A 14,513-nucleotide genomic window follows, 5' to 3' on the forward strand; every position below is an offset into this window, starting at 1 on the left:
TAAATTATAGATCTATGGTCTTCTTAATAAGTTAGCCTCCACGTAAAAACGAAGAAGCTAACTTATCTTGATAGTAATAGGTGTGAATTAGGCAACGGCTTTTTGTTTTAATGTATCCTTTGTATGAATCGCAATGTATTCAACAAGAAGAGATTCTGTCTTAGGCGTGTGTTGAAAAACCAATCGCATTTCGCCTGATGAATTTAGCTCAACAATGTTAAAGTCGAACACTTCATTTAATCCAGAGAGCTTAATTTGTGATACATGGTCCGGGATGACTGATAACGGACTTACCTTGGCTCCACTCTGCGAGAGGTTTATCAATTCAACTTCAATCATTTCCTGCCCGTTTATTAAGGTTGCTGACCATGGACCCTCAAATCGTTCTGCTGAACGGCGGTTGCCAACTGCTGATTCCCTTAATTTTCTCAAAACACCAGCCATTCTGTTTTGCAGTTCCAAAATTTGGTCTGCGGTCTGATCGGCATTATCTCGTACTTGGGTTGAGATGTTTTTAACTTCACTTGTTTCTATAGCAAGGTGGCTGACCTCGTTTGAAGCTTCAGTCGTGTTGATAGCTGTTTCTTGAACATTTTGACTGATCTCTCTGGTTGCCAGATCTTGTTGCTCAATAGAATCTCCAATAGTTTGAGCAATATCGTTAACCTGACTAATTGTTCCTGTGATTGAACGGATAGCCGTAACGGCCTTACCAGTTTCGTTTCTTATTGATGTGACTTGGTCGCTGATTTCTTCCGTAGCTTTTGCGGTTTGTGTCGCTAGGCTTTTGACTTCTGATGCAACCACAGCAAATCCCTTACCAGCATCACCTGCACGAGCAGCTTCAATTGTGGCATTCAGAGCGAGAAGATTTGTCTGCTCGGCAATATCCTGAATTAAATTCACAACATTGCCAATCTTTTCGGCTGCTCCAGAAAGTTCGCTAATTGTTGTGTCAGTACTTTGTGCTTCTCCTACGGCTTTGAGAGTGATGGCATTCGATTGTTCCACTTGCCTCGTGATTTCTCCAATAGAAGAGGATAATTCTTCTGATGCAGATGCAACGGCTTGAATGCGTTCGCTGGCCTGCCCTGTACTAGTTGATACTGATGTCGTTCTATTCGTTAGCGATTCTACGATCTCATTCATGTTTCTGGATGCAGTTCTCATTTCAGTTGTTTTTGCATTGGCGTCTTCTACGGCATCCCTAACCTCTTGCCCCAGAGCATCTGCAATTGACAGAATTTCTGCTTTGAGACACGCTGCCTGTTCTTCTCTCCTTTTCGCGTTTTCAGCACGTGTCTGCGTAATTTCAATTGAATTCTCTTTGAAAACCTGAACGGCGCGACTCATCTCGCCCATTTCATCTTTGCGATCCAAGCCGGTGAGTTCAATGGTTTGGTCACCTTTTGCAAGGCGCTTCATCGCAGAAATGATTTTACTGAGGGGTAATGTTATGCTGCGTGTGATAAGAATGCTGAGCAGGATGGAGCTAAATAATAGAACGAAACCAACTGAAATCGTAATTGAGTTAGTTTTTTCACGTACGTTGGTTAATTTGGTTTTGGCTTGAATTAATCCTGTGCCAGCTGTTTCAAAAAGGAGTTTGAAGTCAGGTTCCATTCGTTTGAATATGGCACTTAGGTTCTTTATTTCCTGTTGTGTTTCTAAATAAGTTTCTGCCCACAGAGTGAACTTGAGTTGATATTGGTTGATTAATTCAGTCAGTTTTTCTTTGTCTATGTTGGGCAGACTGGAGTTTTCAAGTAATTGTAAAAATTCTGCTCGGCGAGTTGCGACCTGTTTTATGTATTTATGTTGTCCACGAAGCATGAAATCTTTTTCATGCCGACGCATCATGAGCATTTTAATCGTTAATGCTTCCTGCTTGTTAATTTTTAACTGTTCTTCAGCCTGATGAACAGCTGCTCTCAAGTTCCCTTTCAACCCGCTTTTTTCATCCAGTCCCATTGTTGTTAAGAGGGTTACAACTTTTTCAAATTGTTGATAGTGTTGATCTAAATTGTCTCTAAGTCGAATAATTTCAGCCTGCAAATTTTCTGCTACAGGAAGGTTTGAAAGTTCGGTTAGGGCGACAGAAATTTCTTTTTCTTGTTTGAAATAGAGATCTGCATATTTATGATCTTTACGCAAAAGGAAATCTTTTTCCCTCCGGCGCAGCTGTAAAACACCAATTTCTATATTTTTTGTAAGGGTAGCCAATTTTTCATTACTTTCCTGATCATTAAAGGCTCGTCCAACCAATTGATCGCCAGAAAAAAACGTGCCACCCAGAATAATGAGACTTGCAACGGCAAGAATAGCAATAAGGCTAATACGTAAACTGATTTTTGCGCTACGAAAGAAAGTAAGTTTCAGCATGACAGAACCGCTCCTGTGTAGGTGTTTCAGGCGGGAACCACAGTACTCAACCCAACCCAGAGGTTTTGTCTCGTGACCACGAAAAATGCCAACTCGGCAAAGCCTGGCAGTTATGTTGTTGTCGAAGACGAGCGGTTTTAAGTTTGAATTTTATTTACTAATAATATGTAAATTAAACAAAAATAAATCTTATGGCTGCTGTTTGGCTTGAGCTAACAAAAAGATGACAATAAAAATGTGCACTGCTCTTAATCTAACTTACTATCGAGTGCCATTCTTCTTCACTTAAAACGCTTATTCCCAAATCAGCTGCTTTTTTCAGTTTTGAGCCTGCGTCAGCCCCCGCCACAACGTAATCTGTTTTCTTGGAAACAGATCCTGAGACTTTCGCGCCGAGACTTTCTGCCTTTGCTTTGGCTTCGTCTCTAGACATGGTTTGTAGCTTGCCTGTGAAAACAACTGTCTTGCCTGTTACAGGTGAATCAGAACTGATTTCGAGGATAAATTCTTCAACGGTAATTTGAGTTTTAAGATCTGTTATGACTTCCTGATTATGAGGTTCGTTAAAGAAGGCGATCAGATCACCAGCCATAGAAGCACCAATACCATCAATTGACAGTAATTCTTGCAGTGCATCACTTTCAGGATCGTGGGCAAGTCGCGTAATTTCTTCTATACGCTCTAACGTGCCGTATGTTTTTGCCATCAGCTTCGCTGTGGCCTGACCAATCTGGGGAATACCAAGGGCAAAGATAAAGCGGTCTAACCCGATTGTTCTTTTATTTTCGATGGCATTATAGAGGTTCTCTACAGATTGCCGCCCCCAGCCGGGTTGGTTACGAAGAGGTGTGAGGTTTCTTCTATCATTCTCGGCGAGCTTGAACAGATCTGCCGGGGATTTGATGGTGCCTTGCTCAAAGAAGAATTTAATCTGTTTGTCGCCAAGCCCTTCGATGTCAAAAGCATTCCTGCTGACAAAATGTTTCAGCCGTTCGACCGCTTGTGCCGGGCAAATCAGGCCACCAGTACATCGGGTAACAACTTCGCCATCTTCCTGAGTGGCCTTTGATCCGCATTCGGGGCAATGATCAGGAAAGGGAAAGGGTACAGAGTCTGCGGGACGCTTGTCGAGAATGACTTCAACAACCTGTGGAATAACATCGCCAGCCCGTTGGATGACGATGCTATCACCTTCGCGTACATCTTTGCGTTCAATTTCATCCCTATTGTGGAGTGTCGCCCGGGAAACGACAACACCACCAACTGTAATTGGCTCAAGGTTCGCAACTGGTGTAAGTGCGCCAGTTCGTCCAACCTGAATTGTTATTTCATTGAGCCTGGTAATCGCCCGCTCGGCTGGAAACTTGTGAGCGATTGCCCAACGCGGCGCACGACTAACAAAGCCAAGGCGTTCCTGCCAGTCAAGACGATTGACCTTGTATACTATACCATCAATTTCATGATTGAGATCCGGACGATCAGTCATGATTTGGCGATAATATCCAAGGATTTCATCTAGTGAAGTGCAGAGCTGACCGGGATTAACAGGTAATCCCCAGGATACCATTTTTGTTCGAACAGCAATAAGGTTTTCGCCCAAGGATTCCGAAGTTTCCCCCCAAGCATAAGCGTAGAAGTCAAGAGGTCTTGCTGCTGTAATTGATGCATCAAGCTGGCGTAATGATCCTGCCGCAGCGTTGCGCGGGTTGGCAAAGGTTTTGCCGCCAGTTGATGCCTGATTTACGTTAAGTTCCAAAAAGCGATCCCGACGCATATAAACTTCACCCCGAATCTCAACAACATCAGGGTACGAGCTTCCGGTAAGTCGATGGGGAATTGAGGTAATGGTTTTTACGTTTGCCGTGATGTTTTCACCAACGGCGCCATCGCCACGGGTTGCAGCTTGTACTAGAACACCTTTTTCGTAGCGGATAGAACATGAAAGGCCATCAATCTTAGGCTCTGCAAATATGTTTACCCTCTCGTCTTTGCTTAGGCCGAGAAAGCGTCTGATGCGGGTGAGAAATTCAGAAACATCTTCGTCGGCAAAGGCATTGCCGAGCGACAGCATGGGCACAGAGTGCTTGATCTTACCAAAACCTGATGAAGGAGCGGAGCCTACTTTGTGTGTCGGGCTGTCTTCGCGAACAAGATGGGGGAATGCCTTTTCAATGGCTTCATTTCGTCGTCTTAGAATATCATATTCAGCGTCAGTTAACTCTGGCTCATCGTTTTGATAATAGAGTACGTCATGGCGCGCTATTTCTGTCGCGAGATGTGCAAGTTCAGCCGCTGCCTGGTCATCGGTTAGCCTTTCCGTCTCTGGATCAAAGAGAGAGAATGTGAAGGTGTCTTTTGTCAAGGTATCTATCCTAAAAGGCTGTCGGCAGCTGAACGTGCTTCGTTGGTGATCTCGGCACCAGAGAGCATGCGAGCGACTTCTTCCCGACGCTCTTCATGGCTTAAGTGGAAAACGGTTGTCGTGGTTTGATTATCTTTTAATGATTTGGCAACTTTGAGGTGTTGCATACCTTTTGCCGCAACTTGAGGACTGTGTGTGATGACAAGAATTTGTCGTTCTTCTGCAAGACGGGATAGGCGTTCCCCAACTGCGTGGGCTGTGGCACCGCCAATGCCAGCATCAACTTCATCAAAGACAAGACAATCGACCGGGCTTACCTTTGCCATGACGACTTTTAAGGCAAGGAGGAAACGTGCGAGTTCGCCGCCAGATGCGATTTTACCCAGTGGTCCAGGTGTTGAGCCTGAGTTTGTTGCCACTAAAAAGGCGACCTGATCCCAACCGTGTTGGCCCCAGTTTTCTTCTGACTGAATGATTAATGAGGTTTCAAACACGGCGCGTTCGAGTTTCAATGGTGGTAATTCGTTATTAATTGCCTGGTCGAGTTCTTTTGCTTTTGCATGCCTGGCTTTACTTAATTTTTCAGCTGCTTTGGCATACCCGGATCTGGCTTCTTCGCATAGGCGGTCCAGCTCTTGAAGGTGTTCATTGCCTGTGTCTATGAGTTTCAATTGTTCGGCTATTGTATCTCTTACTTTTGCAAGTTCTTCAGGTTCAACGCGGTGTTTTCTGGCAAGGTCTTGATAGAGGAAGTAGCGTTCTTCTGTTTCCTGAAGGCGTGTTGGGTCAAGATCCAGGTCGTTTGATATGTCTTGTAAGGAAGATAGAGCATCCTGTATCTCGAAAGTTGCTCGATCCAGAGCTTCGATAACAGGCTGAAGCTTTTCCCCAACATTTTCAGGTGTTGTCGCCAGGTGTCGCTGGGCCTCTGCAAGCGAATTTTCCACGCCACCGATACCGTTTTCTCCACTGAGTTCCTGCGTACAGGCATTCATCGCCTGTATAAGCTTTTCACTGTGGATTAATAGCTGTCTCTGTGAAGAGAGAGCTTCAAGCTCTCCTTCTACGGGAGACAAGCTGTCCAATTCTTCAAGAGAGTGCCGAAGGAATGTTTCTTCGCGTTGTGCCTGAGCCAGTTTTTCATCGGCTTCGGATCTTTCTTTGGCAATAGCTTGCCACTTCTGCCAAAGCTCGGATGTTTGTGTTCTAAGATGATCATTATCGCTTGCCGCATCGAGTAAGTTTCGGTGGTTACCCTGATCCAAAAGGCCGCGTTGTTCAAATTGCCCTTGTATCTCGATCAACAGATCTCCTGCTTGCCTGAGAAGGTTTGCTGAAACAGGTGTGTCGTTGATATAGGCGCGACTTCTGCCATCAGCGTTTACAACGCGTCTGAAGACGAGTAAGTCGTCTTCTATGGCAACGTCTTTATCTCTCAGAAACTCAAAAACAGGATGAGTCGTTACAGGATCAAAAACGGCAGACACTGTTGCCTTGTCCGTACCTTGGCGGACCAATCTGGATTCAGCTCTCGCACCAAGGGCAAGTCCAAGGGAATCAAGCAGTATTGATTTACCTGCACCGGTCTCGCCCGTTAGAACGCAGAGACCGTTATCAAAAGAAAGTTCCAAACGGTCAATCAGGACGACATTGCTGATGGAAAGATTCAGCAGCATTGAGCACCTATCACTAGATAATGGAATCCCAGACTTCAGAAATCCAGGAACCTTCTTTTTCTTCAGGTTCCAGGTCCTGTCCAGTTAAGAGTGCGTAACTGTCTTGATACCAGCGTTCACCCGGAAAATTATGTCCCAGAACGGAGGCTGTTGCCTGCGCTTCATCTATAATGCCAAGGGCTAGATAGGCTTCTACCAATCGGTGTAAGGCTTCAGGAACGTGAGTGGTTGTCTGGTATTGCCCAATTACGGTTCTGAAGCGGTTGATTGCTGCGAGGTACTCTTTACGGTTCAGATAAAAGCGACCGATGGTCATCTGTTTGCCTGCGAGATGATCGTTTGCAAGATCAATTTTTAACTGGGCATCGCGTGCGTACTTGCTTTCGGGAAATCTGCGAACAACGTCCCGCAGAGATGACAGCGCATCCCGTGTCATTTTCTGATCGCGACCAACGTCAGAAATCTGTTCGTAGAAACAAAGGGCTTTTAGATAATAGGCATAAGGTGTGTCTCGGTTACCGGGATGGAGATCGATAAAGCGATCCAGTGCGCTGATCGCATCGTCATATTTATTGTCAGAGTAAAGCGCATAAGCCGCCATCAACTGTGCTTTTGATGCCCATACTGAATAAGGGTGCTGGCGTTCAACTTCATCAAAGAGCCTTGCGGCATCTTCGTTTTCACCAGCTTTCAAGGCGCTATTTGCTTCATTGTACAGCTCTTCAACCGGACGTTCTACGTAGGCTGGTCTGTCGTCTGAGCTACAAGCAGCCAAAGATACCAGTAAGGATACTGCAAGGATTGCTTGTTTGTAGGAATTATCAATTTGCTGTCCGAAGAGACGGAAGTTCATCTTAGGCTACTCTTTATCCAAAACCAAAATACGCATCCCCAAACCAAATTATGCATTCCTAAATGACTTATTTAAGCTTGTTCCATAGGCACGAAAACACCAACGGTAAGGGTATAACCAGAGCACTATAAGGCTTCAAACTCTTGTTCTCAAGCATCGTAAAGATAACTTGATCTCTTCTGAGTAAAAAAAATGTATCCTAGAGGACTCTAAATGCAAAAAGCCCAGCAAAACTGGGCTTTCACAATCTTTTTATAGGGGCGAGATTAAACGGATGCAGCGACAGCGCGTTCCGGAGCAACAAAGCTAGAGCTCTGAGTGACAGTATTTTCAGCGGGAAGAGTGGACCATTCCCAAGCGCTGTTGTCAGAAAGAAGCTTTTTCACCAAGCGATAGGTTTGTGCGTGACCGCTTTTGTTGCCGTGGTAATGACCAATGATTGGTGCGCCAGCAAGGAAGAGGTCGCCGATAGAATCCAGAATTTTGTGGCGAACAAACTCGTTTCCATAGCGAAGACCGCCTTCGTTCATCACTGTGTCGCCATCAATAACAATGGCGTTGTCCAATGAGCCACCACGGGCAAGGCCCATTTTACGAAGCTGATCTGCTTCGTGAAGGAATCCGAAAGTACGGGCACGACTAACTTCTTGTTTATAATGGTCAGGCCGAACTTCCATAAAGAGTTCCTGGTGACCGATAGCCTGTGTATCAAAGTCAATTTCGAAGCTGACAGAGAAGCCATCAGCAGGACTTAAGATGCCTGCACGTGTTTCTTCTTCGTCACGTACTTCTTTGAGGATACGAATGGCCCGCTTCGGAGCATTCTGTTCCACGACACCCGCGCATTCGATTAGAAATACAAATGGCGACGAGCTACCGTCCATAACGGGAACCTCACAAGCATTGATGTCAATGCGGCAGTTATCAATGCCGAAGCCAGCAAGCGCTGACATAAGGTGCTCAATGGTGCCGATTTTAACATCTTCTTTAACAAGGGTAGTACAAAGAGGAGACTCAATGGCGTATTCCCAAGTTGCAGGAATAACCGCTGCTTTCCCGGCGACATCGGTACGGTGAAAAACAATACCCGTACCTGGCTCTGCAGGGTGAAGCGTCATAACAACATTGTCACCTGAATGTAGTCCGACACCAGAGCAATTAATTGCGCTTTTGAGTGTCTTTTGTTTCAGTACACGATTGGCAGCAGTGTTGGTTTTCATGAGTACGCTTCGTTTGTTAGTTAATCCCCCCGGAGCAGCCGAGCTGTTCATCCGATAAAGTGCAACAAAGGAACGATAGCTCGTCCCCCTGTCTCTAACAAATCACTGTTTGTTTCAATATGTTACGAAATGTAACGTACTCTGAAATATTTGCCTTTAATTGGCCTGACGCCGCAGAAATGCTGGGATATCCAGCAGGTCTTCTTCGGAAGATGGTGTCTGAATCCGGTCTTGAGGATCCAAACCTGTCAATCTGGGCTGTTGACTGTTACCAGCTGCAGGCGATTCGGATGGTGTTGCCGCCGGTGCAACAGCAGGTGCTGCAGGGGCGTTAACCGTTGCTTTTCCCATCTCAAGTTCTTCTTGCTCTTCTGACTGTGTGGCAGCTTGAAGAGCGCGTGCAGCACCGCCAGTGATGCGTCCAAACAGTCCTCGTCCCTTTTTGGATGGGTCTTCGTGTTTGTCAGTACCATTCGCCAGAGCAGCCGCCGCAAAAGGGTCCGCCTTTTGTCCTGTGACCTGAGGAGCCGCAGGTTTCTGGTTTGTAACAGTGGTTGGTGCAGGTGCAACAAAGGTATCGTTCTTGATTTCAGCCTGTGGAGCCATTGCGGATACAGGTTGAGCGTCTGCTTCACTACGAGTGATAGCAGATTCGATACTTGTTTGTGACGGCCCTGTTTCAATAATTGGTTGAGCAGCAGGCTCGGGGTTTGCAGCAGGTATTGCCGCAGGTGCCACAGTTTGAGGTGCTTGAGCAACTGATGCGACAGCTTGTTCTTGCTGAGGTTCTGGTGCTTCAGGGGTCACATCCAATGGCGCTGGTGGTGCTTTGAGCTCTTTCATCTCTGGTGGACGAATATTTTTCATTGATTCAGCATCAATGCCCGTAGCAACAACGGATACCCGCATGGTGCCTTCCATATTGGGATCGTAAGTAGAGCCAAAGATGATGTTTGCTTCAGGGTCAACTTCGTCACGGATACGGTTCGCGGCTTCGTCCACTTCAAACAAGGTTAGGTCCGGGCCGCCAGTGATGTTGATCAGAACGCCACGTGCGCCTTTCATGGATACTTCGTCAAGCAGTGGGTTGGAAATAGCTGCTTCGGCAGCATCCATCGCTCGACTTTCACCATCGGCTTCACCAGTCCCCATCATCGCTTTGCCCATTTCGGTCATTACGGCGCGAATATCAGCAAAGTCGAGGTTGATGAGGCCAGGCATAACCATAAGATCAGTGACGCCGCTAACACCAGAGCGCAACACGTCATCAGCCATTTTAAAGGCGTCTGCGAAGGTTGTTTTTTCGTTGGCAATTCTGAACAGATTCTGGTTTGGAATGATGATCAGTGTATCAACGTATTGTGCCAGCTCTTCGATGCCTCTTTCCGCAAGGCGCATACGATGTACACCTTCGAAGTGGAAAGGCTTGGTTACAACGCCAACCGTCAAAATGCCAGCATCACGTGCTGATTTGGCAATAACAGGTGCTGCACCAGTTCCTGTGCCACCGCCCATACCGGCAGTGATAAAGACCATGTTAGAGCCTTCGAGGTGACCAAGGATTTCATCCATGGCTTCCTCAGCTGCAGCTTGCCCGATGTCAGGACGTGACCCGGCACCAAGACCCTGAGTAATGTTTCTGCCAAGTTGGATCGTGCGATCACATGATGACTGTGCGATTGCTTGTGCGTCGGTATTTGCTATCAAAAATTCGACACCCTCCAGATTACTCTGGATCATGTTGTTTACAGCATTACCGCCTGCACCACCGACCCCTATAACCGTAATCTGAGGGGTCAGTTCGGAATCAACTGGTGGTACATCTAAATTTAAAGCCATCACTAACCTCCGTTGCACGCCGACTCGGCGTATTCGTTTGTCAAGTTGTACTATAAAGTAGTGGAATCAGTCGAGCTAATTCCTAACTTTTTCTTAAAAATTTTCACTGAACCACTTCCCAAACTTATTAATGAAGTTCTGAGGCTGAGTCTCCTCGGGGGTTTTCTCGGTTTGAACGTCATTATGGGCAATGGTCGCATAGGTCAAAAGACCTGCGCAGGTCGAGAAGCTTGGCCCGCCTGTAGCGTCTGCCAAACCGTTTACACGTATGGGTCTGCCGATCCGAACTTGTTTGTCTAGAATTAAACTGGCGAGGTCGGGCAACCCGGGAAGTTGGCTGGCACCGCCTGTTAAGACAACGCGCCGACCCCCAACTTTATCGAAGCCACTCATTTCCAATTTAGAGCGGACAATCTCAAATGTTTCTTCTAGTCTTGGTTGTATTATGCCGACAAGAAGTGATCGCGGTACTTGTTGTGGTTGGCTGCCAGCTTCTTCACCAACCTGAGGGACATCAATCATTTCCCGTTCATCAGTTACTGTTGCGACGGCATGTCCGTACAAGGTTTTCATGCGTTCTGCTTCTGCAACGGGTGTGGAAAGTCCCCGGGCAACATCGTTGGTCACATGGTGACCGCCAACAGGTATGACATCACTGAAAACAAGCTTTCCTTCGCTGAAGACAGCGATCGATGTTGTCGTGCCACCCATATCGACAAGGGTGACACCAAGTTCCATTTCATCATCGACCAAACAGGCGAGGCCAGATGCGTAAGGCGTAAGTACAAAATTTAAGGGGTCAAGATGGCAGCGTTTAACGCAGGTGGTCAGATTTCGCAAAGAGTTTGCAGCTGCTGTAATCAGGTGCATTGTTACGCCGAGCATTTCCCCGTGCATTCCTCGTGGATCTTTGACGCCACGATTACCATCTAGAGTAAAGCCTGTTGGCAGGGAGTGAATCAGTTGACGACCTTGTTCGGCATTTCCTTCGGGACCTTGAATTTTGCTGGCGTGTTCAAGGGCCTGCTTCAAATCTGTTTCAGTAACCTCGTGGCCATTAATGGCAACTTCAAGATTGATATTGTGTGATGCTGGTGATCCGCCTGAGAGATTCACGAGTACTGTATTCACGGTTTCACTTGCCATCTGTTCGGCAGAATGCACGGCATTGAGAATGGAATCTTCCAACGCTTCCATATCAACAATGTTGCCACTCTTCATGCCATGGCTGGCCTGCTGACCAATGCCGATCACTTTCGGTGGGTTCTCACCATCCATTTGGGCAATGAAACAGCAAATCTTGCTGCTGCCAACATCAAGGGCAGCAATTGTTCCATGTTTGATAGCCCCAGGGTTCCGCTTCATGATTGGCGGGTTCCTTGGAGTGAAGCCGTGATTGTTATGTTTGTCCTAGAACGAGGGGACAGTACCATTAAGTTTTCTTTCCTTTTACTTTCTTGGTTTTGTTTTTTTCTGCGCCGCCCGATGTTCTGACAATCAGGCGATCTCTCAGTCGTAGATCGACGACAATAACGTCACGTTCCAAAACACCTTCGTCACGTTCGATACGGGCAAAGAAAGACCAGGCGTCGTTTGCATCTTCTTCGGGAAGCTGCACATCAACACCATTGTTGAGACGGATGTTCCACCGACGCCCGCTGACACGAACGGCTGCCTTTACGCGGTTACCTAGTTCTGGTTCGCTCTGGATGAGAGCGAGAACTTCACGGGCGTGATCAGGGGCATCAGGCCCAACGATCAGAGGCAGTTTCGAAAACTTACTGGCCTTGGCTGATGCGATCACTTCACCGCTTTGATCAATGACGTGAAGAACGCCTTCTTCTTGCCAAAGTGCGAGAGGTTCTCTTTCTTCGAGTTTTACGTAAATCACATCGGGGAGGCGGCGTTCTACAATGGCTCTTTTAACCCAAGGCAGCTCTTCAAGATCTGCTTTCGCCTGTTCTGGGGAAAAGGATAAAATTGGTGTACCGCGTTCCACATCTAGTTTACTAAGGATTGCAGCTGCGTTGCTTCTTTTGCGTCCTTCGACAAGTACGTCTTCAACTGATAAGCCGGCATCGGCGGTCATGCCATGAAAATCTTCAACGCTCTGGTTGATTTTTTCAGGGATCCAGCCATTGGTCCATAAAACGGTAACAAGCCCAACAGTTGCAACAATGCTTCCCGCGGCTGTGCCCCAAAGAACTTTACGCCAGTTTGTATCCCGAAAAGGAATTTTACTTCTCTTCTGAGGTTTTTTACGTCTGCGTGTAGTCTTTTTATTACTCATAGCTCCTCCTTGTTCCCCAAGGCTTCTTGGACCATCCAGGAACAGAGTTCAGAGAAAGAAATACCGATATGTTTTGCTTGTTCTGGCACCAGGCTGAGATCTGTCATTCCTGGTTGAGTATTGGTTTCCAGATAATAGAGTTTACCGTCACCATTCGCCGTGTCGTCGTAGCGGAAGTCACTCCGGCTTACACCGGAACAACCAAGAATCTGGTGCGATTTCAACGCAGCGTCTAAGGCTTCTTGGTATATAGCTTCGGGAATTGGTGCGGGAATTATGTGATCGGTTTTGCCTTCGGTATATTTGGCTTCGTAATCATAGAATCCTTCTTTGGGCGAAAGCTCTGTCACAGCAAGCGGTTTGTTCCCCATCACGGCAACGGTTAATTCGCGCCCCGGAATATACCGTTCGACCATGATGTCGCCTGAAAAACCGAGTTCTTCCCGTGTTGTTGCGATATGATTGTCTCCTTCGGAAACAATATGAACGCCAACGGATGAGCCTTCGCTTAGAGGTTTGATCACATAGGGACGGGGCAGAGGATCACCTGCTGCCAGATCTGTAGCTTGAATGCTTTTACTCTCGGGAACACGCACGCCAACTTGTTCAACCATCGCTTTTGCACGTTCTTTGTGCATGGCAAGGGCTGAACTCAAAACTTTTGAATGTGTATAAGGGATGGATAAAAGTTCCAGAAGACCCTGTACACAGCCATCTTCACCCCATTGTCCGTGAAGTGCATTGAAAACGACAGCGGCTTTGCTTTCTTGTAACTGAGAGATCAATGCTGGAATGTCTTGGCAAACATCGATTTCAGTTACATCATAACCTGCCTTGCGCAGTGCCTCAGCACAGGCAGCTCCACTGGCAAGAGAAACGTCCCGCTCAGCTGAGAAACCACCTTTTAATAATGCGACATGACAAGTCATAAACGTTTATTCCTTTTTAATTTCTAGCGTTCGCCAGTTTTATTGCCGAGACGTTTTATTTCCCAATGAAGCTCTATGCCGGAGGTTTCCTTTACCCGCTTTCTGACTTCTTCTCCGAGATTTTCCAGATCACTTGCGGACGCTTTGTCATTGTTAATCAGAAAATTACAATGCTGTTCTGATACTTGAGCATCACCAATCTTGAGGCCTCGGCACCCGGCCTTATCGATTAATTGCCACGCTTTGTTATCGCCAGGGTTCTTGAATGTACTGCCACCTGTTCTGGATTTGATAGGTTGTGTACTGCCCCGTGCATCCTGAATTTCTTTCATTCGGACGGCAATCTCGTCTTGGTCACCAGTGGTTCCGGTAAAGCAAGCGCTGATAAAGATCCATTCTTTTCCCAGATCGCAATGACGATAGGCATATCCCAATTGATCAGGAGTAAAGCGTTTAATGTTTCCGGCCATATCTATTGCTTCTGCCCAGACGAGGATATCTTTGGTCTCGCGACCATAAGCCCCGGCATTCATACGCAACGCACCGCCAATCGTGCCGGGTACGCCGCAGAGAAACTCCAGTCCGGTAATGTCGGCTTTCATGGCTGTTTTTGCGACTTTGACATCTAACGCAGCAGCACCTGCAATAATCTGGTTTTTGGTCTCACTTGTCTCTTCTACTTTTGAAAATGCAGGGCCGAGGCGGATAACAACGCCAGGGATGCCGCCGTCGCGAATTAAGAGATTTGATCCAACCCCTATGACGAGAACCGGAATATCTATCGGTTTGTTCTTCAGAAAATGAACAAGGTCGTCGAGGTCTGCTGGTGTGTAAAGAACGTCTGTTGGTCCCCCAACCTTAAACCAGGTGACCTTTGCCAATTGAGCATCAGTCTTATAGCTGCCCCGAACCTGGGGTAAACTATGGATAAGATGGTTTTCTGGAAGGACCTGTTGAGACAT

Annotated in this window: 10 protein-coding genes; all 10 read right to left on the reverse strand. The window is 46.8% G+C overall.

Going from position 1 to position 14,513, the window contains the following annotated elements; translation table 11 throughout:
* Positions 1 to 87 precede the first annotated feature (87 nt).
* The 10 genes from WH96_RS12275 to murB all read right to left on the reverse strand — a co-directional run bounded on the left by WH96_RS12275 (position 88) and on the right by murB (position 14,513).
* Entirely contained in the window at positions 88 to 2,265 is a 2,178-nt protein-coding gene (locus tag WH96_RS12275) for a methyl-accepting chemotaxis protein (protein WP_162200152.1), read from the reverse strand.
* A 370-nt stretch (positions 2,266 to 2,635) separates the two neighbouring features.
* Entirely contained in the window at positions 2,636 to 4,744 is a 2,109-nt protein-coding gene (ligA, locus tag WH96_RS12280) for an NAD-dependent DNA ligase LigA (protein ID WP_047764451.1), read from the reverse strand.
* 5 nt (positions 4,745 to 4,749) lie between these two features.
* Positions 4,750 to 6,420, reverse strand: coding sequence for a DNA repair protein RecN (recN, locus tag WH96_RS12285; protein ID WP_047764452.1), 1,671 nt, complete (start codon positions 6,418 to 6,420; stop codon positions 4,750 to 4,752).
* A gap of 13 nt (positions 6,421 to 6,433) precedes the next feature.
* Entirely contained in the window at positions 6,434 to 7,273 is an 840-nt protein-coding gene (locus tag WH96_RS12290; protein ID WP_047764453.1) for an outer membrane protein assembly factor BamD, read from the reverse strand.
* Between the two features lie 266 nt (positions 7,274 to 7,539).
* Positions 7,540 to 8,493 (reverse strand): UDP-3-O-acyl-N-acetylglucosamine deacetylase, encoded by a 954-nt coding sequence (lpxC, locus tag WH96_RS12295; protein WP_047764454.1) that lies wholly within the window; start codon positions 8,491 to 8,493, stop codon positions 7,540 to 7,542.
* A gap of 156 nt (positions 8,494 to 8,649) precedes the next feature.
* Positions 8,650 to 10,332 carry a cell division protein FtsZ gene (gene ftsZ / locus WH96_RS12300; RefSeq protein WP_047764455.1) on the reverse strand — a complete coding sequence of 561 codons (1,683 nt, stop codon included), beginning with the start codon at positions 10,330 to 10,332 and terminating at the stop codon, positions 8,650 to 8,652.
* A 93-nt stretch (positions 10,333 to 10,425) separates the two neighbouring features.
* Positions 10,426 to 11,697, reverse strand: a complete 1,272-nt coding sequence (gene ftsA, locus WH96_RS12305; protein ID WP_053005885.1) for a cell division protein FtsA — start codon at positions 11,695 to 11,697, stop codon at positions 10,426 to 10,428.
* Positions 11,698 to 11,764: 67 nt separating this feature from the next.
* Positions 11,765 to 12,622 carry a cell division protein FtsQ/DivIB gene (locus tag WH96_RS12310; protein ID WP_053005886.1) on the reverse strand — a complete coding sequence of 286 codons (858 nt, stop codon included), beginning with the start codon at positions 12,620 to 12,622 and terminating at the stop codon, positions 11,765 to 11,767.
* Complete coding sequence (locus WH96_RS12315; protein WP_047764457.1) at positions 12,619 to 13,551, reverse strand: D-alanine--D-alanine ligase; 933 nt, start codon at positions 13,549 to 13,551, stop codon at positions 12,619 to 12,621. Before WH96_RS12315 ends, WH96_RS12310 begins: the two co-directional genes overlap by 4 nt.
* A gap of 23 nt (positions 13,552 to 13,574) precedes the next feature.
* Positions 13,575 to 14,513, reverse strand: a complete 939-nt coding sequence (gene murB / locus WH96_RS12320) for a UDP-N-acetylmuramate dehydrogenase (protein ID WP_047764458.1) — start codon at positions 14,511 to 14,513, stop codon at positions 13,575 to 13,577.

Origin of the sequence: Kiloniella spongiae, assembly GCF_001026905.1 — a bacterium.
Lineage (GTDB): Bacteria > Pseudomonadota > Alphaproteobacteria > Kiloniellales > Kiloniellaceae > Kiloniella > Kiloniella spongiae.

Coding starts and splice junctions, on each gene's coding strand:
- recN (WP_047764452.1), bottom strand. CDS start 6,420: ATGCTGCTGAATCTTTCCATCAGCAATGTCGTCCTGATTGACCGTTTG.
- WH96_RS12290 (WP_047764453.1), bottom strand. CDS start 7,273: ATGAACTTCCGTCTCTTCGGACAGCAAATTGATAATTCCTACAAACAA.
- lpxC (WP_047764454.1), bottom strand. CDS start 8,493: ATGAAAACCAACACTGCTGCCAATCGTGTACTGAAACAAAAGACACTC.
- ftsZ (WP_047764455.1), bottom strand. CDS start 10,332: ATGGCTTTAAATTTAGATGTACCACCAGTTGATTCCGAACTGACCCCT.
- ftsA (WP_053005885.1), bottom strand. CDS start 11,697: ATGAAGCGGAACCCTGGGGCTATCAAACATGGAACAATTGCTGCCCTT.
- WH96_RS12310 (WP_053005886.1), bottom strand. CDS start 12,622: ATGAGTAATAAAAAGACTACACGCAGACGTAAAAAACCTCAGAAGAGA.
- WH96_RS12315 (WP_047764457.1), bottom strand. CDS start 13,551: ATGACTTGTCATGTCGCATTATTAAAAGGTGGTTTCTCAGCTGAGCGG.
- murB (WP_047764458.1), bottom strand. CDS start 14,513: ATGTCTCAACAGGTCCTTCCAGAAAACCATCTTATCCATAGTTTACCC.